The sequence below is a fragment of the Serratia sp. AS12 genome (assembly GCF_000214195.1).
GTDB classification, from domain to species: Bacteria; Pseudomonadota; Gammaproteobacteria; order Enterobacterales; family Enterobacteriaceae; genus Serratia; species Serratia plymuthica.
This window is the reverse complement of record NC_015566.1, coordinates 2,047,657-2,066,842: the sequence shown is the minus strand read 5'-3', so window position 1 is coordinate 2,066,842 and position 19,186 is coordinate 2,047,657. Positions and strand designations below refer to the sequence as shown.

Below are 19,186 nucleotides of genomic sequence, written 5' to 3'. Positions count from 1 at the left end.
CTCAAAATAGAATAAAAACAACAGATTGAAATATACACCTTGGCGGTAAATTCAAGTCGCCACGCCATTATCAAATGTTTATTTCATAATTGAGATTATTGAAACTTTTTAACTCAAACAAGCGAAACATGCGTTTTGGAATGACCAAGTAACAAAAACATGACACGGATCTAACAAATGACGCAAAAGCCATCAACCGGCCACGTCCTTTACTGCGCTCTGCCGGAGTTAACGGCCACAGCAATGAAAAATGGCACGGCGGTTTCTCAGCAAATGTGCGAGCGAGCACGCAGTTTGCGGTTTCCCCATTTCATGCTCATGCTTACTCAGCGATACTGGATATATCCCTATTTTCAGGAGGATCTGACATGCAGCTCAGCAGTAAGGTACGGATGAACCGGCTGTTTAATAACGGCAAATGCCTCGATGTGGCGATCGACCACGGCATCGCCAATGAACCGGATTTTTTAATCGGCCTGGAGGATATCGAACGGGTCATGGGCAGCTTGATCGCCGCCCGGCCGGATGCCATTCAGGTTAACTACGGCCAGGCGGATTTGCTGCAACGCTCGCCGCAGCGCGACAAACCGGCGCTGGTAATGCGTACCGACGTCGGCAATGCCTATAACGCCGCCCGCCACCGCGAAATGTGGGCGGTACTGCATAACCCGGACGCCCCGATCCTCGCAGCGCTGCAAATGGATGCCGCAGCGGTGGTGGTTAACCTGTACCTGATCCCCGATGAGCCGGGCATTTTCCGCCAGTGCGTGGAAAACATCGGCCGGCTGCGCCATGCCTGCGATCGCTACGCCATGCCGCTGATGATCGAACCGCTGGTGATGGCCCCGCCCGGCCAGGGCGCCGCTTACGGCTCGCTGGGCGATGTGGAAAAAATGGTGCCTCTGGTACGGCTGGCACGAGAACTGGGCGCCGACATCATCAAGGCCGATCCGACCGAGCGAGTGGAAGATTTTCACCGCATCGTGGAAGCGGCTCGCTGCCCGACGCTGGTGCGCGGCGGCGGCAAAGGCGAACTGGGCGCGGTACTGGAGAAATCCGCCGCACTGATGGCGCAGGGCGCATCCGGCATGGTGTATGGCCGTAACGTTTATCAGCACAGCAACCCGTCAAAAGTGGTCAGTGCGCTAATGGCGATCATCCACCAGGGCGCCAGCGGCCAGCAGGCGCTGGAAATCTACCACCAGCCCTGAATACGGCTTTTGTAACTAAAATAATCCCTCGCCCGGCGGCAGCATGTTATAACCTGCTGCCGGTCACTGCCCTGCAGCCTATTCCCCGCAAGAATCGTTGATATCGCCATTCGGAGAGCCGCCATGCCCAAACAACGGATCCCACTGAAGCTCAGCACCACACTCACGCTGATGGTGTCCGCCATTATCGCTTCGGTGCTGCTGGTGGTGTTCGCACTGTTTTTTGTGCAGATGAACCAAGAGGGGCAGGATCAGTTACAGCAAAAAGCCATGGCGATTGCCAATACGCTGGCGCTCTCTTCTACCGTGGTCGAGGGTCTTGAACGTCAGGATCGCAGCGGCGAAATCCAGCGTTTTGCCGAGCAGGTGCGTAAGCAGAACGAGCTGCTGTTCGTGGTGGTGGTCGATATGAAAGGCATCCGTTACTCACACCCCAAACCCTGGCGCATCGGCCAGCATTTTATCGGCGAAGATCTGGAGCCGGCGCTGCACGGCAAAACCAATAGCGCCATCACTCGTGGCTCGCTGGGGCCATCATTACGGGTTTTTGTTCCTGTCTATGACGCGCAGCGGCAGCAGATCGGCGTGGTGTCGCTCGGCATCGCACTGGATACCGTCCGCCGGGTGCTCGGCGAAAGCCGCTGGATTATTTACTGGACCATCGCCTTCGCCGCGCTGGTCGGCACGCTCGGCACCTTCTTCCTGGTGAGGGCTCTGAAGCGCATCATGCTCGGCTTTGAACCCTACGAAATTTCCAACCTGTTCGAACAACGCAACGCCATGCTGCAGTCCATTAAAGAAGGCGTGATTGCGGTCGATAATCAGTCTCGCATCACCATCGTCAACGACGAAGCCAAACGGCTGCTGCGTCAATGCGGGCCGCTTGAGAATTTGCTGCTGGAATCTGCCAGCAAACATTGGCCGGCCCAGTTGCATCTGGCGGAGGTGCTGGCCAGTGGCAAGCCGCTGCGCGACCGGCAGATCAATTTTAACGGCAGCGAACTGTTAACCAATACCGTACCGGTGATCGTCAAAGGCCAGGTTATCGGCGCCATCGCCACCTTCCGCGATAAAACCGAGGTCAGCCAGTTGGTGCAGCGCCTGAGCGGCATGGCGCACTACGCCGATGCGCTGCGCGTGCAGTCGCATGAGTTTATGAACAAGCTGCACGTGATCCTCGGCATGTTGCATATGAAGGCTTACCAGCAGTTGGAAAACTACATCATCAATACTGCCAGCAACTATCAGGAAGAAATCGGCGCGCTGCTGCGCAAGATCCACTCGCCGGAGGTCGCGGGCTTTTTTATCGGCAAGATCAGCCGCGCCCATGAGGCCGGCATTGAGCTGACCATTGATGAGGCCAGCCTGCTGCCGGAAACCGACGATGCAGAAACCACCCATGTGCTGATCAGCGTGCTGGGCAATCTGATTGAAAACGCCATCGACGCCATTGACGGCGTTGAAGGGCATGAGATCAACCTGAGCTTCCATCACAATGAGGATCACTTACACTGTATTGTCAGTGATGACGGCCCCGGTATCGATCCGGCTATCGGCGCGCGTATTTTTGAACAGGGTTTTTCCACTAAAGGACCGGGGCGCGGTATTGGGCTGGCGCTGATCCGCAGCAGCCTGGAAAAACTGGGCGGCAGTATTGATTTCGACTCTGAACCGGGTGAACTAACCCAATTTTTTGTGCATATCCCCTATCGGGCCAAGGACTGAACCCATGATTAACGTATTGATTATCGATGACGACCCGATGGTCGCGGAGCTCAATAAATACTATCTGAGCCAGGTCAGCGGGTTTCACTGCCAGGCGACGGTCGCCACGCTGGCGCAGGCGCGCGCGTTGCTGGCCGACGCCAACGTCCCGGTCGATCTGGTACTGCTGGACATCTATATGCAGCAGGAAAACGGGCTGGATCTGCTGCCCGGCCTGCGCGAGCTGGGCGAAAAAACCGACGTCATCATCATTTCTTCCGCCAGCGACGTGGACACGGTGCAGCGCGCACTGCACTACGGCGTGGTGGATTATCTGATCAAGCCTTTCCAGTTCACCCGTTTCAAAGAGGCGTTGAACAACTACCAACAGCAGTCGCAAATCCTGGCGCAACGCGAGTTCTCGCAGAGCGACGTCGACAGCCTACTGCGCCGCCAGCCCAGCAGCAGCGAAGGCAAGAAGCTGCCGAAGGGGCTCACCACTATCACGCTAAGTACGGTGTGCGAATGGATTGAGCAGCAGCATGACGGCGAGTTCTCCACCGACAATCTGGCCAACGCTATCGGCATCTCGCGCGTTTCCTGCCGCAAATATCTGATCTATCTCGCAGAAAGCGGCATCCTTGGCACACGTATTCTGTACGGGACTACCGGCAGGCCGGTCTATCTTTACCAACTGAAACCGGACGCCCTTGCCATGCTGAAAGAGTATTGCCGGCCGGCCTAGCCGGTCAGAAAATCCAACAGCGCCGCCAAAAAATCATCGGGCAATTCGACGTTGGACAGATGCACCACCGGCAACACCAGTAACTCTGCGCCCGGCACCGTACGGGCCAGCAATTCACCCTGCGGCAGCGTGGTCACGGTGTCATCCCTGCCGGCGATCACCAGCGTCGGTGCCAGGATCAATGCCGCCGTACGGCGCATATCCAGCTCGCGAACGGCGGCAAAACACCCGGCCAATCCCTGTACGGAAGTGGCCAACAACATAGTGCGAAATCGGGCCACCGTCGCCGCATGTTGCTGCCGGTATGCTGTCGAAAACCAGTTGGCCAGAAACCCTTCTGCAACGTCGTGCATGTCGGCCTGCCGCAGTTCGGCAATCCGCGCATCCCAATGCCCTGCCGGCCCCAAATAAGACGAGGTGTTGGCCAGAACCAGCTTTTCGATCCTCTCCGGCGCGTGTACGCCGAGCCACTGCCCAACCATGCCCCCCAGCGACAGGCCGCAGAAGAACACCTTATCGAGCTGCAACGCATCCAGCAGTTCAATCACGTCACGCCCCAGCCTGGCGACCGAATAGGCTCCCGCCGGGGCGTCTGACGCGCCGTGCCCTCTGCCGTCGTAGCGCAGCAGGCTAAAGTGCGCGGATAACGCCGCAATTTGGTCGTCCCACATCGCCATTGAGGTGCCAATCGAGTTGGATAACACCAGAACCGGTTTATCGGCTGCACCGTCAAACCTGTAGGCAATCTTGCAGCCGTCACCGGCGGTAATAAAAGACAAGCTGTTCATGGTCACCTCAATGGCCCTTGAGTGTGGGAGGATCCCGGCACCCGATATCCACTATGCTATAGGATTAAAGAAGGCTGACGAGCGCCTTAAATGACCGGCTGTGTAGCCTGACAGGAACCCCATCTTGACCATGAACGATCGCCTCACCGGCATTACGACCTTCGTACGGGTGGTCGAGGCCGGCAATTTTGCCCTGGCCGCCGAACGCCTGCACCTGACCCGCTCTGCCGTGGGTAAAAGCATCGCCCGGCTTGAGCAGCGCCTAGGGGTTTTGCTGTTCCATCGCAACGCCCGCGGTCTGAGCCTGACCCACGAGGGCCAGTCCTATTACGACCGCTGTCTGCGCGCGTTAAGCGAACTGGATGCCGCCGACGCCGAACTGGACAGCGGGCGGCGAGAACCACAAGGCACTTTGCGGGTCAGCGCGCCGAAACTGATGGGCCGCCACTGCATCACCCCGGTGCTGATGGCGTTGGTCGGTCGCTACCCTAATCTGCGGGTCGATATCGCCTTCAATGATCGGGTGGCGGATTTGGCTGAGGAAGGTTTTGATCTGGCAATACGTATCGGTCCGCTGAATGACAGCGCGAACATCATCGCCCGTCGGCTGGGCAGCCAACACCTTGCGCTGTGTGCAGCGCCTGCTTATCTGGCTGCGCATGGTAACCCGCAAAGCGTTGCCGCGCTCGATGGCCACAGCGGCGTCGCCTATCATCGGTTTGGCGAGGATGTTGGGTGGCGCCAACTGCAGGCCGATGCCGCTGCGAGTAAACTGAACATCGATATCCGTCTGCGGCTCGACGATCTGCATTCGCTGGCCGATGCCGCCATTGCCGGCGCCGGGCTGGTATGGCTGCCAAACTGGCTGCTGGCGCGCTACCTCCGCTGCGGCGAACTGGTGCCAGTGCTCGGCGATATTCAACTGCTGCCCAGCGATATTCATGCCGTGTGGCCACAGACTCGCTATCTTCCGGCCAAAACCCGCACAGCTATCGACACCTTATTGGAGCGGATGCCGGCGATGTTGCTGGGGATCAGTGACGGCGCTTGAGATTCTGGAAAGCCCTATCGCGGCCCGGTAGGCGGCACGTTCCGTCCTGCTGGGATTTATTGCCGCAACGACGCTCACCGAACATCGTGCTGTTGCGCCGCCGGTTTGCCTGTTCAGTCACCCCTCGCTGCCGTTCCCGTTCAAGCGCCTTTTCATTGGCCAACGCCACGCCTTCGGCGCTCCATATTTTATGCTGTAACCCGCTGCGCTTTTTCTGGTAATCCTCAGAAATTTTGTTATCCAGCGGTTGTGCGGCATGGTATTGCAAATCAACCAGCGCTTGTGAAGAGAAGGAACAACACTGCGCCACGCAGGCCAAAAAAATCCGTTTCATCGATGCACTCCCAACATTAAATTTATCCTACTCCGCACAGGGCTCAGCACCTGCCTTTAGTTGAACCCTGCACGACAAAAAATACCAACATACAAGCGATGCGCCCCCATGACTGGAATTGGCAACCGCCTGACCAGCAGGCAAGGGTTCGCCACAGAGGCCGAGCCGCACAGCAGTTCTTTGCACTGGCGGTGCTCCGCTGTGGGTAACTCGGATTCCAATCGATGGATGGCTGCCTCCAGCGCTTTGCGCTGTACCCGCAAATCGGCAAGCTGCGCCTGTTCCGAGCGGATTTGCTCTACGTACCAGAGATGCTGCAACAGCCCGTTAAACCGCTGCCGATAGTCAACGGCATCGTCTTTCGCATCAGAAGCTGCGTGCTGAGCGTGCCGGTCGACAAATGAATAGCAACAGCAAGACGCCAGCAAGGTGAATGCCGCCGCAATCACAGAGGTCAATTTCAAAAGCATAAACTCCATTAATGCCGTTGGGGCTAGCAGCCGTCGATAAGCAACGGCTGTTCTTCACGTGGCAAGGCCGACGGATGCGGTTCGCCCGTGGCAGAAGCAATTTTTCCTTGGGTCTTGCAGCCTTTACGCCGGGCCAGCATATTGTCTTCGCTTGGCGTCGCCACCAGCGACCGCTGTTTTTCATTGCCCATTTCGTCCCACAGACCGTGGGCCACGTCTTTCAGTTTCTTGCGAAACAACACAGGCGAGACCCCTTCATGCTCCCGATCATAACGGGCGGCGGTGGCCGGGTAGCTCCAGGGAAACAATAAGAATATGAAAATAACGGGAATGCCCTTTTCCACAATAAACTCCTGTAATAAGCCCCATGCAGGCGCTCATTTCCATAAAATCAAGAGAGGCATTATTTGCCATTAAAATAAACGTTGACCGAGAGTAAACACATTAACCGAACAATAATAAACCTTAATTAAATGGTCAGTATTGAGACTTATAATTCGCAGGCATAATATATTTATGCTGATTAACGATCCCATAAACGGGACCAGTCCAGGGTTCCGCCGATACTGGGAGAGCCTTCGTTCAATACGGAATAGGCCGATTCACCGCTGCCGATGCGTTGTTTCTGTTCCTTCGTGGCCCGCACTGACGGCTCCCAGGACGAATAAGATGAATCTGCATGAATAGCGCTACAGCCACTCAGCAATATTATCAGCGCAGGGATCCCATGACGCAATGCCATATATTCTCCTTAAAATAGACTTAACCGTCGGCAATGGTAAATAAAAAAATCACTTTTTTTAGTTTATTAATTAGAATGTGCCCAGCGGCCACGTCAAGGCAAAACGCATTACTGTTAAATAATGTGGCGAGTTATTTAACTTAAAACAAACAAATAAACCGGCCAACCGCAGCGGCAATGACATTTAGCAAAGAGAGTGCGGCGCACAAAATGCGCCGCCGCGTCAACCTTCGCTATCAGGCTTCCAGGCCAGCAGATCGCCCGGTTGGCAATCGAGGATACGGCAGATTTTGTCTAACGTCTCCAATCTGACGCCTTTGACCTTACCGTTCTTCAGCAACGATAAATTTTGCTCCGTGATCCCCACCTGCTCCGCAAGCTCCTTCGATCGCATCTTCCTTTTGGCTAACATGACATCAAGACTTACTATTATCGCCACTCTATTCTCACACGAAAGAAAGCTGTTCTTCATTCAGCCGCAACGCTTCCAGGAATACCCGGCTAAACACCAGGATTGCGCAGCCTACGATCAACGAGCGTACCGACTCGCTGTTGACGCCATAATAAATTATTAACAGCATTTTTTCACTGGCGGTCAGTATCATCACCTGCAACATACCGGCCAATGAAGGGAACAGTACATCGACAATCAGTAAAATGCCGATGACCTGCAGCAACAGCATATTGTTGCGGTGCCAGACATTGCCGCGATAAAACTGATAAAACAGGCCGGCACCGCACAGCAGCGCGCTGTAATAAGGCACGTAGGCGAACATATCCAGCAACAGGGTGGCGAAAATCGCCCAGCGCTGCTGCGGGATGGCGTAGGTATTCAGCTCCGGGTAGTAGTCGCGATAGGCGGCCACAATGCTGTTGAACGCTTCACCCTGCACCCAGCCCTGGATAATCATAAACATCTCCACGCCGGTGCTGATAATCAGCATCGCCATGATCAACAAACACAAGCAACGTACGTAAAGTGGAAGGTGGATCCGTGGCACGGCAGCCATAACAAGTTCATCCCTGGAAAACAGCAATAAGTTATCGTGAAACGATAACTTATTGCTGTCAATGATCAAGTAAACCGATGAGTGTGTACCCGCTAAGGCAGCTATGGGCGTAAAAAAACCGGGATAACCCGGTTTTTTTCAATGCTCGATAGGTTTAGACCAGTTCGACCACGTCGAACTTCACTTCACCGCTGAGATCCGCATCGTAATCAACGCCCTGCAGACCAAAGCCGAACAGACGCAGGAACTCGGCCTTGTAGCCCAGATAATCGGTCAGCTCATTGATGTTGCTGTCGTTGATCTGCGCCCAGATTTCACGGCAGGTGTTCTGCACGTCGTCACGCAGTTCCCAGTCGTCCAGACGCAGACGATGCTTCTCGTCGGTGTCCGGTGCGGTACCGCTGTACAGTTTGGTGGCGAACAGACGTTGGATTTGCTCGATGCAACCTTCGTGGATCCCCTGAGCCTTCATGATTTTGAAGACGATGGAGATGTACAACGGCATTACCGGAATGGCAGAAGAAGCTTGAGTCACTACCGACTTCAGCACCGCAACGTAAGCCGCGCCGCCTTTGGCCTTCAGCTTCTGATCGATGGCCTGAGCCGCGCGATCCAGATCTTCTTTTGCCTTGCCCAGCGTACCGTGCCAGTAGATTGGCCAGGTCAGATCGGTACCGATGTAGGAATAAGCTACAGCCTGTACGTTGTCTGCCAGCACGCCGGCTTCTTCCAGCGCGTCCATCCACAGCTGCCAGTCCTGGCCCCCCATCACTTTGACGGTATCGGCAATTTCTTGCTCGTTGGCAGGTTCAACCACGGCTTCTACCAGCACGTCTTTGTTGGTGTCGAGCGCCACGGATTTGTACGGTTCGCCGATAGGTTTCAGCGCCGAGCGCACTACTTCACCGGTTTCCGGCATTTTACGCACCGGGGAAGCCAGCGAGTAAACCACCATGTCGATCTGACCCAGGTCCTGTTTGATCAGGTCAATAACGGTCTGACGGCATTCGTTGGAGAAAGCGTCGCCGTTAATGCTTTTCGCATACAGGCCTTCTTCTTTAGCTGCCTTATCAAAACCGGCAGAGTTGTACCAACCGGCAGAACCGGTTTTGCCTTCGCTGCCCGGCTTTTCAAAAAATACGCCGATGGTGGCCGCACCGCTGCCGAACGCAGCATTGATACGTGACGCCAGGCCGTAACCGGTAGAGGCACCAATCACCAGCACCTTTTTAGGCCCGTTTTTCAGTTCGCCGCGGGATTTAACGTAAGCAATTTGCTCGCGGACGTTGGCTTCACAGCCTGCCGGATGAGCGGTGGTGCAGATAAAACCACGAATTTTAGGTTTGATAATCATAGTAATTTTGTCTTGGTAGCTAAAAACCGAAGGACAATATACCTGATTTTCACAATATACTTAAGACAGGCGCATTGCAGAATCGCAACAAGCCCAGTGAGCAGACCAGTCTCACACCTTAAATCACAGCCTTAAAGGATAGAGCGCACGTGAATTTTATCGCCAAATTACACGCCGACGAAGTGGATATTGGTCTCAACCTCGTCACCTCAATGCTCGCCGGCCACTTTCCGCAGTGGGCGGCGCTGGCTATAACACCGGTCGCCATTGCCGGCACCGATAATGTGATGCTGCGGCTGGGCGACGAGCTCTATATTCGTCTGCCGCGCACGCCATCGGTCGCAGCGCGATAGCACAATGCGGCGACTATCTCGACACGAATATTCTGCTGCAAGTGTGGGAAATCGTTAGCCAGATACAGGAAAACGGCACTGGCCCAAGCTGGATCCACACCGATATTCAACCAGGCAACCTGTTAGTCAACGAAGGTAAGCTGGCGGCAGTAATCGACTGGGGGGCATGGCTATTGGAGATCCTGCGGTAGATTTGATTGTTGCGTGGAATTTACTGGATAAGAACAGTCGGGAAGTTTTAAACACACCGTGGATACCGATACAGCAACCTGGCTGTGAGGCCGAGCTTGGGCGCTGTCGATTGGGATAATTGCGCATGCCTATTACGTGGAAAAAGAACCTGTGCTGGCGCGCACTTCGCGTTATCAGATTGAGCAGATTGCGGCAGAGATGGGGTTAACGCTTTGAGATTATCAGGTCAGGACATGCTGCCTTGACCTGCATACGGCGATCAGACTTTTTTCTTTTCCCATGACCCGTCCTGAATAGCGTTGACACGTTTTCGACTTAAATCCGGAGAACGTGATAATGGCTGAGTTTAAACGCACACAACGTGACTATCCTTTGTCTTTTAAAATTGCTGTTGTTGAGCAGGTTGAAAAAGGCGAAATGACCTACAAACAGGCTCAACTGCGCTATGGTATTCAGGGACGTTCGACCGTTCTGACCTGGTTGCGCAAGCATGGCCACCTTAACTGGGCCCCAGGTCTTCCCTCTCTCTCCAGCCGGGAGTTGCCCATGAGCCAACCGCCTGCCCCTTTAACTCCTGAGCAAAGGATCAGGGAACTTGAAGAACAGCTTGAGCTGGTCACCCAGAAAGCGGAGTTCCTTGATGCTGTCGTTAACGTGCTGAAAAATGACTATGGGATCAGTGTTATAAAAAAGCGGCCAGGCAAGTCCTCACGCAAAAACAGACCCAAAAAATAACCATTACCCGGGTCTGCCAGTTCCTGGGACACAGCCGACAGGCCTGGTATCAGCACAATACACGGCTTAGTAAGCAGCGGGCTCGTGATGTCCGGATCGTCGATTTCGTTAAAACGATAAGAGTACGTCAGGCGCGTATCGGGACCCGCAAGTTGCATTATCTGCTGAATAAACAATTAGATGATGGATTGCATGTCGGACGTGACCGGTTGTTCTCCCTGCTAAAGGAGCGCAGACTGCTGGTGCCAGTCAGACGGGCGTACCATAAAACAACGGACAGCCATCACCGTTTTCGGCGACATCCCAATTTATTAAAAACGGGGCCGGAACAGGTAGTGGTAAGGCGACCAGAACAGGTATGGGTAGCGGATATTACCTACCTTCCAACCCGGAATGGCATGGTCTATCTGAGCCTGATAACGGATGCCTGCTCAAGGAAAATAATGGGCCATCATGTGCACAGCGATCTGCGTACTGACAATGTCGTGCAGGCTCTGAAACAGGCTTTAAAGCAGAGAAAAACGACTCAGCCGCTGATCCATCACTCGGACCGAGGAATACAATATTGTTCAGCAAGTTACCAGTCAATCCATGAAAGACACAGGCTAATCTGCTCAATGACAGATGGCTATGACTGCTATCAGAACGCATTGGCGGAAAGGGTGAACGGGATATTGAAAACGGAGTTTTTGCTATCACGCCCGGCAGATCTGGAGCAGGCAAGAAAGATGGTGAGGGAATCGATAGAAATTTACAACAGAGAGCGGCCTCACCAGTCGATAAAATACAAAACGCCCGATGCAGTGCATCAGACGTTTTACAGGCATAAAAGTGTCAACCTATGCCAGGACTAGTCACCAGCTGCTCGATCAGTGCAGGTTGGTTCACTGTCGATCCCCTCTGGCTGCAGCCGATTACACTCAGAAAATAACTCTAACCATTTGTATAGAAAGATAGCCCAGATAATTTTACCTATCCGGACTAACTCAATCCAAAACACTATCCCAAACTGGCACTGACACCATTAATTTCAATCACTGAATCATATTTCAGCCCCTGAATCAGCTCTTGATGATTTTGGTTGTCCAACATGAAATAACTATCCTTAGCATCAAACACATGGTTTTTATTTACATCGTTAATAACAAATGAGTTCACTTTTCCATCTTGTCCCTTTAAGGACAAAACACCCACCGCATCTAATGGGCCTGCTAAAGAGATTATGCTGCTAATAATTCTATCATTTGAAAAATCATTATTAACAAAAACCTCAATCCAGGAAGAACCAATTTCATCAAAAGTGTGGATACCATAGTCAGAGACAGGAGTGCTCTCATCTTTAGAGAGATTTACTGTGTCGTCAAACTGAAGGGCATCATGATTTAAATCAAAATCTGTAACCCGAACATATCCATTACTAGCTGAGTTCATGTTAATTAAATCGTCGCCGGATCCACTAGAAATCATAGTCCCGCTAGCAACATAAAACAAGTCGTTATTATTGGTGCCAATAACATTTAATGGTGTTGGTGTATAATGCCCGTCAGTGATGTAGGTATTCACATCATATCCAGAAGCATCTTTTAAATCCGAACCAAGCCAACGTAATTTCAGTCCTTCATTAACCCAATAATCTGAATGTAACGTGAGACCGCCTGAGTTCTCTGAAGCATCAATAACTTTATTCATGCCTACTTTACCAAGACTTACGTCAGATAGAGTTAACTCTAATTTATTATTGCCCAGTATATTTATTTTTGAATCGCCACCTTCATTACCTGATGCCAATGACGAGTTTTCAATTTTTATTTTGTTAACATTCCCTATCAATCCATCTGAATTTATGGTGATGGAACTTAATGACTTATATCCAGGTAAGTCGGATATTTGTGTTGATTCTAATGTTATTGTCCCTCCGTCAATAGATCCAGCGCTTTTACTATTGAAGTGGATTTCGAAGTTACTTTTCCTGCCCATGCTGTCATTTTGAATCCCATCAATAATGAACTTTATATTACTTTGTGAAGTTGCATTCCCGGTTATATCAAGACTCAATGAGCTTTCTTTATTTATTTTTTCAACCACCACATTCTCAGCTTTCTTTGACAGTGAAAATCCATTTTTAATATCAGTCCAATAAAAGTTAAACTCTCCAGCGTAACCACCGAAGTCTATTTTTTCAAAATTTTTGAAATTATCACTATTTGGGCTTTTTGCATAAGGATTATCAGAGGGTTGTGGTTTTATGAAAAAATTTGCTGATAGTTTATCAATACCATCACCTCCATCGGCAATGATAAATTTTGAGGGTTGATGAATATCATCTACTGGGCCAAACCACAAGAGGCTATCGTCTCCAGCCTTTAAATCCAACCACTCATGAGTTGTATCGGTTACATCAGTCAATATTTTTATATCATTACCATCGGTTCCCTCAAAATAATTCGAACTATCAATGACTACCGGATTTATGGATGGATAGAGAACCAATTCGACATCTTGACTCCCAACTATTTTGACTGTGGATAGATTCTTTGCTTGACTCAAGTCTATTTTTGACTTCCCTTCTGAATGAATAGTCAAATTAACCATTGAGGTCATTTCAATAGCTGATAATATATGCGCCTTTCCTGTATTTGCTGATGATAAAAGTCTGCCATCGCTTTGTATTTCAGCGATTACATTCTTATCAAATACCAGGCTATCACCAACATTCTGCGTCAAAAAACCCGTTTCTTTGAGAGTTACGTTTTTTTCAGTCATTACATAATCAATTGCATTCTTTAATGACTCCACTCTACTATTGGAGTTTAATAAAGATAATTCCTGAGCAGTAGCATCTCGATTGATAAATTTGTTAAATATATAGTTTAAAAATTCAACACCATATAGAGATCCAGCTGAATGTGCAGCCTCTTTAGATAGGATGATGTCATTTAATATATAATCAATCCCATGTGCATTACTCTTCAAACTGCCAAGATAAGCATTAAATCCTTGAGCATCAACCCCACGGCCTAATATAGAAATATAAGCCATTGCCAATAGATTCTGATCACTTATAGAAATGTCAATTACTTCTTGGTCTTTATATGTTTTATCTATAGTGTCTATAAAATTGTTTTGAGATTTTATTTTAGATGGATCAAAACCTTGGTAATTAAATAAATCATTGAACAACTCATTTACTTTATATTCTATTGTTGCTTTCGTACCCTCCTTGCTCTGCAAATTTAAATAATGATTCAGACTTTCAACGGCAGGTGTTACCTTGTATATATTTTCATAAACACTAATTATAATTTCATCTTCTTTTTTATCCTGGTACAGTGACACCCCTGATTCGGAATTTAACACTCTTTTTATAAAACTTTCATTTGAAAGGTTTTTTGATTTAAACTCGTGAGCTATATGGCCCAATTCAAACTCATCTGTAATTTTACCTAAAACACTAAACTCTAATGCAGCAGCTAATTGATGAAATTGTAATGCTTGCATACTTTCCCCAGACATTATACTTAGTATAAAGATAACCATCAGATTAGAGCATCCCTCTATACTGATGGATGGTAAAATGGAATTATAATGTATAGTTTATTTTTTGAGAAAAAACCATATAAGAATGAAAAAAAATCACACCAGCTCAAATGGCTGGCATCATCGCTCTGATTGCCAAATGATTCCAATACTGCTTGCAACCTTAAATATTAATAGATAATAATGAGTTATAAACAATAATTTAGCAAGGTTAAAATTAATGCAATTGAAATAAAAAACAATATGAATAATAAACCAATGAGCATAGTCAAGAATAGCAGCCATGTATATTTCATATACTTCACCGGCGTCTATAACACGTCGATTTAAAACCCAAAAACATTGCATCAATTGGTTAATTTTAATTATTTCATGATAACTTAAAAGAACACTATCATCCTAACCTAAGCGTACATTCCTTTGCCACAAAGTGGTATATATAAAGTTTAGCCTCTTATGATATGAAAGCGAAATGAGTTTTTGGTGTTTAATTTTACAAAATAGTTAACAACAATCTAAATATTTCATAGATTCATGCAACTATAAAACCTAAAGATTAACTACGCGGCCGGGCCTGGACGTCGTCGATTGGCATAATTGCGTATGCCTATTACGTGGAAAAAGAACCTGCGCTAGCGCGCACTTCGCGTTATCAGATTGAGCAGATTGCGGCAGAGATGGGGTTAACGCTTTGAGATTATCAGGTCAGGACATGCGGCCCTGACCTGCATAGGGCTATCAGACCTTTCTCTTTTCCAGCTGTTCAACCAGCGTATAGCGCAATGAGGACGCATCGGCCGGTACGTTTTCAGCCTGGGTCACCTTAACCTTCAGACGATAGCGGTAGCCCGGTTCAAAGTTGAAGCCTTCAATCTGGCTATAAAACATTTCCCACTGCCCTTGTATTGAATGGCGCACCTGCATGCATTTCATTGGGGAGACGCCCATGCAATCCACCAGCGCACTGTTAACCAGTAACACTTCCGTATGGTCACCCTTGTTTTTCTTGGGTTGATTCACTGAGGTTCCCTCTTGGCTGCAGCCTGCCAAACCGGCGACAGCAACAAATAATAACGCTTGGATTTTCAATGTAATGCACCATTGACTGTTTGGGTGGGAGGGATAGTACCAAAGCTACGGCTACCGGGGCTAGCGGCGTGTTCCGAATTGATCGGCGAACCGAAACCCTCGGCCCGCCGTTTTTTCAGAACTGTACGTCCGCAGTTTGTATCAACTGGGCAAAAGGACCTGAGAGAGTCAGATTATGATGCCTGATTATCGCCTCGGCGCTCAGCTCCGGCGTATCGCTGCAGGTGTGCGCATCGGTAACCAGTAGCACCTGAAACCCCTGCTCGCCCGCCTGCCGACAGGCGGTATCCACGCAATATTGCGTCTTCATTCCCATTATCGCCAACCGGGTGATGCCACCTTCTTTCAACTGCCCGGCCAGCCCCGTTTGATAGAAACAACTGGGCCGGTTTTTATCTATAACCCTGTCCACTGCCGCATCGATTTCCAGACGCGGATGCAGTTGCCAAAAATGACTGCCTGCTGCGATCGGTGACCCTTCTGGCCCGGCATGGCGCACAAAGAATATGGGGCAGCCCGCATCGCGCGCCCTACCAATCAGCACGTTGATATTAGCCAGAACCCGTTCGCCTTCATAAGGCGGCTCCGGGCCCTCGTACATGCCGAGTTGCATATCAATGATCAAAAGTGCGGTACGGTGATGATGTTGTTGCATGTGAATCTCCGTCGTTACCAGCCAGGACGGAGCATAAAGACGCCCCGGCCATTGCTGGCGGGGCTTTGGGGAACTGCGTTTTTAGCTCACGCACACCCTTACGGCCCGCCAGAAAGAGGCGGTTGTCGTGGTTGTGGTGAAGGCGAGCAAAGTATATTTCATCACTCGATAATGCTTAAGTTCGGCAGAGGAGTCAATGAGGTTTATAGAGGGGAGATATTACCCATTACAACGAGAAAGCCCTGGCAAATTTGCCAGGGCTTTTTTGAGTGCTTAGCTTGGAGAGGATACCGTAAAGTGTTGGGTCGTTATTTCTTCGCCATAACTTTCCTCCATATCAAACGAGTATTTAAATGCCCAACTGACGCCATCTTGAGCAACAACCGGCACACCCACGCCAGAGAAGCAACGCCCCTCCAGGGAGATAGCCAAGTAGTAGGCTGCGGCTGAATGCAGCACTTCGTCGTACACAATCGCCGGATCAATCGGCAGCGGTAAACGGCCTAGATACTTGTTTAGAAGGACGGCACCTTCGAACCCACCCCCTACCGCTACCTTGGTTAACGCTTTCGCCTGCTCCGGGGTTAGCGTCACACAGTTATTCGCATCAATAATCAGATTTGTCATTTTAGTTCCTTTGTCATTGTCACTGTATCCATATACAGCGAGCGGACTTTATCAACTTATTTGCGGAATATCGCATGACTGGCTGTGTGCCCTTGGTGACACATATTAATTCAAAAGATCATGAATATTGATAGCGTCAAAATCCCTAAATAAACAAACCAGGCTATTAATCACAAGCAGAAAAAATCACCAAAAAAAATATTAAATCAAAAATACAGTTATCGTAATAACCATATCTATTGAAGAGTAATATTTTTCGCAAAGTAATATTGTATGATTATTAATATCGATGTATCATCAAAAACAGATCAGTGAATCAAATAGAAAGCCAAGATCATCATAATTGTTACCTTTTATTAAACGGTAGTAGGCACCTTCACGCTTAGGAAAAAACCTTAAAAAAATCGCAAAAGGAAACAATTATTATGTTATATACCAAGACTGGTTCTGGTCATCCGATTATTTTTCTGCCTGGGTTATTTGCCGGGGGTTGGATATGGAACTCAGTTATTGAGGGCATGGTTGATCATGGATATAGTCCTATAGTATTCAATGAATCAATACCTGTAACTTTTGGTAGTGACTATAAAAAGGCAAAAGACTCGCTGGATCAGGTGATCGCCTCTTGTAATGAAGCACCTTATTTAGTGGGTAACTCACTGGGCGCATTAATTGCTTTACACTACACCTCAGCAGCGCCCTCTCAGGTTAAAGGCCTTTTTATGAGTGGAGCGCCAGGCCAGATTGAAGCTGATGCCGGCGTATCATTAAGTGAACTGCGTACGGGCGATACTCAATATGCTCGTTCTTTGATGAGTAATGTTTATTTTGACAAAAGCAAAGTGCCACAACGTGGAATAGATGAAATTTCTCATCTTTTCAGTGATGATCAGATTCATAAAAACATCGTAAGATGGTTATCATTCAGTAGAAAGTATGATGTCCCAGGCACTCTTAATAAAATGGCCACTCCCACCCACTTTATTTGGGGGGAACATGATATGATAACCCCTATAGAGCCATGGATTACGCTATCGCAAAAATTAAAAAACGTTAGTATGACTGTAATCAAAAATTGCGGACATAGCCCAATGCTAGAAGCACCACAAAAATTTATAGCTGAATTATTATCTTTACTAAATATCGAAGTCATCAGTGAAGTATAAGCCATAGTCATTAGATTCCTCTACTCCATCTTTAAACCCCGCGATCCATTGCGGGGTAAAGTTGGTTGGCAGAATTCTCGGAACGATTCGAAAAAACTCGGCATAAAAATACATTAACGACCTGTCATTAAATCACCGACACGCCCGCAAATTCGCACGACCCATTTGGTTATCCTGCATTACGCAGCAGCCTCAGGAAGCCGCTCTGTAGTGCATAAAAAAGGTCGCCAGTGGCGACCTGAAAAAGTATTCCTGGTATTAATAAAAATATAATTATTGAGAATTAAGAATGTTTTTTTGAGCAACCATCATCAATCTATTTGCCATATCGTTTAAAACATATAAATCTCTACGGCGAGTCCAGGCTTGTGAAGATTGTTTATCATACCATACAGGCAGAGTCACCTCCCTCAGTGCATATCCTTTAACATTACGCATTTGACATGTCATCACGCAACGCTTCACATGATCGCCGTGTCCGATAACAGCAGCCGTCCCGACAGAAGCTGAATTACCCCCGAAATGTTTATTGATGATAGCTTGCAGCACACCATCAGTACTAAGGTAAGTCAGATTTCCTTGATCATCCCATTCTGGTTCAATCGAAACGATATCATCGGCTGGGATGTCAGGATACATTTCCTTCAAAGCCAAATACCGTGCAATTTCCCACTGAACATACATTCGCATTGGCTTCATGCGATATGCCTTGGCACAGCAATCAGCAAGATCCTTGTTCATTGGCCCTGGTTGTGCCAACTCATTTTTTGACCCGGAAACATTTTCACGGTTCCCAAATGCAAAAGCAATGAGAATGTCCGTATCGCCTATAGAGATATAGGGGGGATGATTATCAAAAATGGTAATATCTAAATCCTCCGCCAATACAGCAGAAACACATTTATCACCTAACTCCATCGTTAATTTATTGCACAAAGTACTATAAAAAATCTCATCTTTGTTTTTTTCAAACAACATATAGGCTCCTTGATAATGTTATGATTCTCTCTAGAGATAAATTCTCTAGCAAGACGCGTAAACTCGAAAGTTAAACATTACCGGGTATCTATACTACTTTTCACCCCTTCAAAGTTGTGCCACCGCCAACAAAAAAATCACTCTTGACTCACTGTCACAGAGCTCATTGAAAGTAATTATAATGCCATCAATCCAATTGCAGTACACAGTGATATTCCGATTCAGAGTAAGCAATCAGGCTCTTGCACCTGCGTACCACCGTCCACTTCGAACTCCGGGATACTTACAGTCGCCCTCGCCTCACAGTTACGGGAAACGCTGTCATATTGGGTCTGCTCGGCAACTACCATCACGTCATCATCAGAAATCGCCTCGGCGATATACAACCCGTACCATTTCGAGGAAAGATCGATAAATTTCGCGACGCATTGACGGCATTATCGTA

20 protein-coding genes are annotated in these 19,186 nt (G+C 48.8%); 8 read left to right on the top strand and 12 right to left on the bottom strand.

The genetic code is table 11. The features are described from left to right. The first annotated feature begins 368 nt into the window (after positions 1-368). From SERAS12_RS09655 to dcuR, 3 genes are all read left to right on the top strand, one after another. Positions 369-1,211: a class I fructose-bisphosphate aldolase gene (locus SERAS12_RS09655; RefSeq protein WP_013812486.1), complete on the top strand. Its 843-nt coding sequence runs from the start codon at positions 369-371 to the stop codon at positions 1,209-1,211. Between the two features lie 123 nt (positions 1,212-1,334). Beyond that, entirely contained in the window at positions 1,335-2,936 is a 1,602-nt protein-coding gene (locus SERAS12_RS09650; RefSeq protein ID WP_013812485.1) for a sensor histidine kinase, read from the top strand. A gap of 4 nt (positions 2,937-2,940) precedes the next feature. After that, positions 2,941-3,660, top strand: coding sequence for a two-component system response regulator DcuR (gene dcuR / locus SERAS12_RS09645; protein ID WP_004943147.1), 720 nt, complete (start codon positions 2,941-2,943; stop codon positions 3,658-3,660). Here the strand turns inward: dcuR and pcaD are convergent. Further along, positions 3,657-4,448 (bottom strand): 3-oxoadipate enol-lactonase, encoded by a 792-nt coding sequence (gene pcaD / locus SERAS12_RS09640; protein WP_013812484.1) that lies wholly within the window; start codon positions 4,446-4,448, stop codon positions 3,657-3,659. The genes dcuR and pcaD overlap by 4 nt on opposite strands. Before the next feature lie 130 nt (positions 4,449-4,578). Here pcaD and SERAS12_RS09635 point away from each other — a divergent pair, with 130 nt between their 5' ends. Beyond that, complete coding sequence (locus SERAS12_RS09635; RefSeq protein WP_013812483.1) at positions 4,579-5,499, top strand: LysR family transcriptional regulator; 921 nt, start codon at positions 4,579-4,581, stop codon at positions 5,497-5,499. Here SERAS12_RS09635 and SERAS12_RS09630 read toward each other — a convergent pair. The 6 genes from SERAS12_RS09630 to fabV form a co-directional block, all read right to left on the bottom strand. Further along, positions 5,483-5,833 (bottom strand): hypothetical protein, encoded by a 351-nt coding sequence (locus SERAS12_RS09630; protein ID WP_013812482.1) that lies wholly within the window; start codon positions 5,831-5,833, stop codon positions 5,483-5,485. The genes SERAS12_RS09635 and SERAS12_RS09630 overlap by 17 nt on opposite strands. A 56-nt stretch (positions 5,834-5,889) precedes the next feature. Further along, entirely contained in the window at positions 5,890-6,303 is a 414-nt protein-coding gene (locus tag SERAS12_RS26435; protein ID WP_233527856.1) for a hypothetical protein, read from the bottom strand. A gap of 23 nt (positions 6,304-6,326) precedes the next feature. Next, complete coding sequence (locus SERAS12_RS09620; protein ID WP_013812480.1) at positions 6,327-6,647, bottom strand: hypothetical protein; 321 nt, start codon at positions 6,645-6,647, stop codon at positions 6,327-6,329. A 621-nt stretch (positions 6,648-7,268) separates the two neighbouring features. After that, positions 7,269-7,484 carry a helix-turn-helix transcriptional regulator gene (locus SERAS12_RS09610; RefSeq protein WP_013812478.1) on the bottom strand — a complete coding sequence of 72 codons (216 nt, stop codon included), beginning with the start codon at positions 7,482-7,484 and terminating at the stop codon, positions 7,269-7,271. Between the two features lie 7 nt (positions 7,485-7,491). Then, positions 7,492-8,055 (bottom strand): DUF2975 domain-containing protein, encoded by a 564-nt coding sequence (locus SERAS12_RS09605; RefSeq protein ID WP_013812477.1) that lies wholly within the window; start codon positions 8,053-8,055, stop codon positions 7,492-7,494. Between the two features lie 154 nt (positions 8,056-8,209). Then, entirely contained in the window at positions 8,210-9,409 is a 1,200-nt protein-coding gene (fabV, locus tag SERAS12_RS09600) for an enoyl-ACP reductase FabV (RefSeq protein WP_013812476.1), read from the bottom strand. A 149-nt stretch (positions 9,410-9,558) separates the two neighbouring features. On the opposite strand from fabV, the gene SERAS12_RS26590 reads away from it, so the two are divergent. The 3 genes from SERAS12_RS26590 (at position 9,559) to SERAS12_RS09585 (ending at position 11,543) form a co-directional block, all read left to right on the top strand. Beyond that, on the top strand, positions 9,559-9,762 hold the full coding sequence (locus tag SERAS12_RS26590; RefSeq protein WP_041416045.1) for a hypothetical protein: 204 nt from the start codon (positions 9,559-9,561) through the stop codon (positions 9,760-9,762). Positions 9,763-9,803: 41 nt separating this feature from the next. After that, positions 9,804-9,953 carry a phosphotransferase gene (locus SERAS12_RS26585; protein WP_239440992.1) on the top strand — a complete coding sequence of 50 codons (150 nt, stop codon included), beginning with the start codon at positions 9,804-9,806 and terminating at the stop codon, positions 9,951-9,953. 334 nt (positions 9,954-10,287) lie between these two features. Beyond that, positions 10,288-11,543, top strand: a protein-coding gene (locus tag SERAS12_RS09585) for an IS3 family transposase (RefSeq protein WP_148259213.1) whose coding sequence is annotated in 2 segments (ribosomal slippage) — positions 10,288-10,639 and positions 10,639-11,543 — 1,257 coding nt in all. Because the reading frame shifts where the segments join, the coding sequence is not laid out codon by codon here. Between the two features lie 145 nt (positions 11,544-11,688). Here the strand turns inward: SERAS12_RS09585 and SERAS12_RS09580 are convergent. The 4 genes from SERAS12_RS09580 to SERAS12_RS09565 form a co-directional block, all read right to left on the bottom strand. After that, entirely contained in the window at positions 11,689-14,187 is a 2,499-nt protein-coding gene (locus SERAS12_RS09580; protein WP_239440990.1) for a DUF4214 domain-containing protein, read from the bottom strand. Positions 14,188-14,964: 777 nt separating this feature from the next. Next, positions 14,965-15,315 carry a DUF4377 domain-containing protein gene (locus tag SERAS12_RS09575; RefSeq protein WP_041416043.1) on the bottom strand — a complete coding sequence of 117 codons (351 nt, stop codon included), beginning with the start codon at positions 15,313-15,315 and terminating at the stop codon, positions 14,965-14,967. Positions 15,316-15,430: 115 nt separating this feature from the next. Then, positions 15,431-15,970, bottom strand: coding sequence for a cysteine hydrolase family protein (locus tag SERAS12_RS09570; protein WP_013812472.1), 540 nt, complete (start codon positions 15,968-15,970; stop codon positions 15,431-15,433). A 273-nt stretch (positions 15,971-16,243) separates the two neighbouring features. Further along, on the bottom strand, positions 16,244-16,597 hold the full coding sequence (locus SERAS12_RS09565; RefSeq protein WP_013812471.1) for a hypothetical protein: 354 nt from the start codon (positions 16,595-16,597) through the stop codon (positions 16,244-16,246). 425 nt (positions 16,598-17,022) lie between these two features. Here SERAS12_RS09565 and SERAS12_RS09560 point away from each other — a divergent pair, with 425 nt between their 5' ends. Then, on the top strand, positions 17,023-17,763 hold the full coding sequence (locus SERAS12_RS09560; RefSeq protein WP_013812470.1) for an alpha/beta fold hydrolase: 741 nt from the start codon (positions 17,023-17,025) through the stop codon (positions 17,761-17,763). A 273-nt stretch (positions 17,764-18,036) separates the two neighbouring features. On the opposite strand, the gene SERAS12_RS09555 is transcribed toward SERAS12_RS09560, so the two are convergent. Next, positions 18,037-18,741 carry a hypothetical protein gene (locus tag SERAS12_RS09555; protein ID WP_013812468.1) on the bottom strand — a complete coding sequence of 235 codons (705 nt, stop codon included), beginning with the start codon at positions 18,739-18,741 and terminating at the stop codon, positions 18,037-18,039. Positions 18,742-19,186 lie beyond the last annotated feature (445 nt).

What these genes read in the sequence shown, in the direction of transcription:
- SERAS12_RS09655 (WP_013812486.1), top strand. Translation starts at nt 369, where the DNA reads ATGCAGCTCAGCAGTAAGGTACGGATGAACCGGCTGTTTAATAACGGC.
- SERAS12_RS09650 (WP_013812485.1), top strand. Translation starts at nt 1,335, where the DNA reads ATGCCCAAACAACGGATCCCACTGAAGCTCAGCACCACACTCACGCTG.
- dcuR (WP_004943147.1), top strand. Translation starts at nt 2,941, where the DNA reads ATGATTAACGTATTGATTATCGATGACGACCCGATGGTCGCGGAGCTC.
- pcaD (WP_013812484.1), bottom strand. Translation starts at nt 4,448, where the DNA reads ATGAACAGCTTGTCTTTTATTACCGCCGGTGACGGCTGCAAGATTGCC.
- SERAS12_RS09635 (WP_013812483.1), top strand. Translation starts at nt 4,579, where the DNA reads ATGAACGATCGCCTCACCGGCATTACGACCTTCGTACGGGTGGTCGAG.
- SERAS12_RS09630 (WP_013812482.1), bottom strand. Translation starts at nt 5,833, where the DNA reads ATGAAACGGATTTTTTTGGCCTGCGTGGCGCAGTGTTGTTCCTTCTCT.
- SERAS12_RS26435 (WP_233527856.1), bottom strand. Translation starts at nt 6,303, where the DNA reads ATGCTTTTGAAATTGACCTCTGTGATTGCGGCGGCATTCACCTTGCTG.
- SERAS12_RS09605 (WP_013812477.1), bottom strand. Translation starts at nt 8,055, where the DNA reads ATGGCTGCCGTGCCACGGATCCACCTTCCACTTTACGTACGTTGCTTG.
- fabV (WP_013812476.1), bottom strand. Translation starts at nt 9,409, where the DNA reads ATGATTATCAAACCTAAAATTCGTGGTTTTATCTGCACCACCGCTCAT.
- SERAS12_RS09580 (WP_239440990.1), bottom strand. Translation starts at nt 14,187, where the DNA reads ATGCAAGCATTACAATTTCATCAATTAGCTGCTGCATTAGAGTTTAGT.
- SERAS12_RS09570 (WP_013812472.1), bottom strand. Translation starts at nt 15,970, where the DNA reads ATGCAACAACATCATCACCGTACCGCACTTTTGATCATTGATATGCAA.
- SERAS12_RS09565 (WP_013812471.1), bottom strand. Translation starts at nt 16,597, where the DNA reads ATGACAAATCTGATTATTGATGCGAATAACTGTGTGACGCTAACCCCG.
- SERAS12_RS09560 (WP_013812470.1), top strand. Translation starts at nt 17,023, where the DNA reads ATGTTATATACCAAGACTGGTTCTGGTCATCCGATTATTTTTCTGCCT.
- SERAS12_RS09555 (WP_013812468.1), bottom strand. Translation starts at nt 18,741, where the DNA reads ATGTTGTTTGAAAAAAACAAAGATGAGATTTTTTATAGTACTTTGTGC.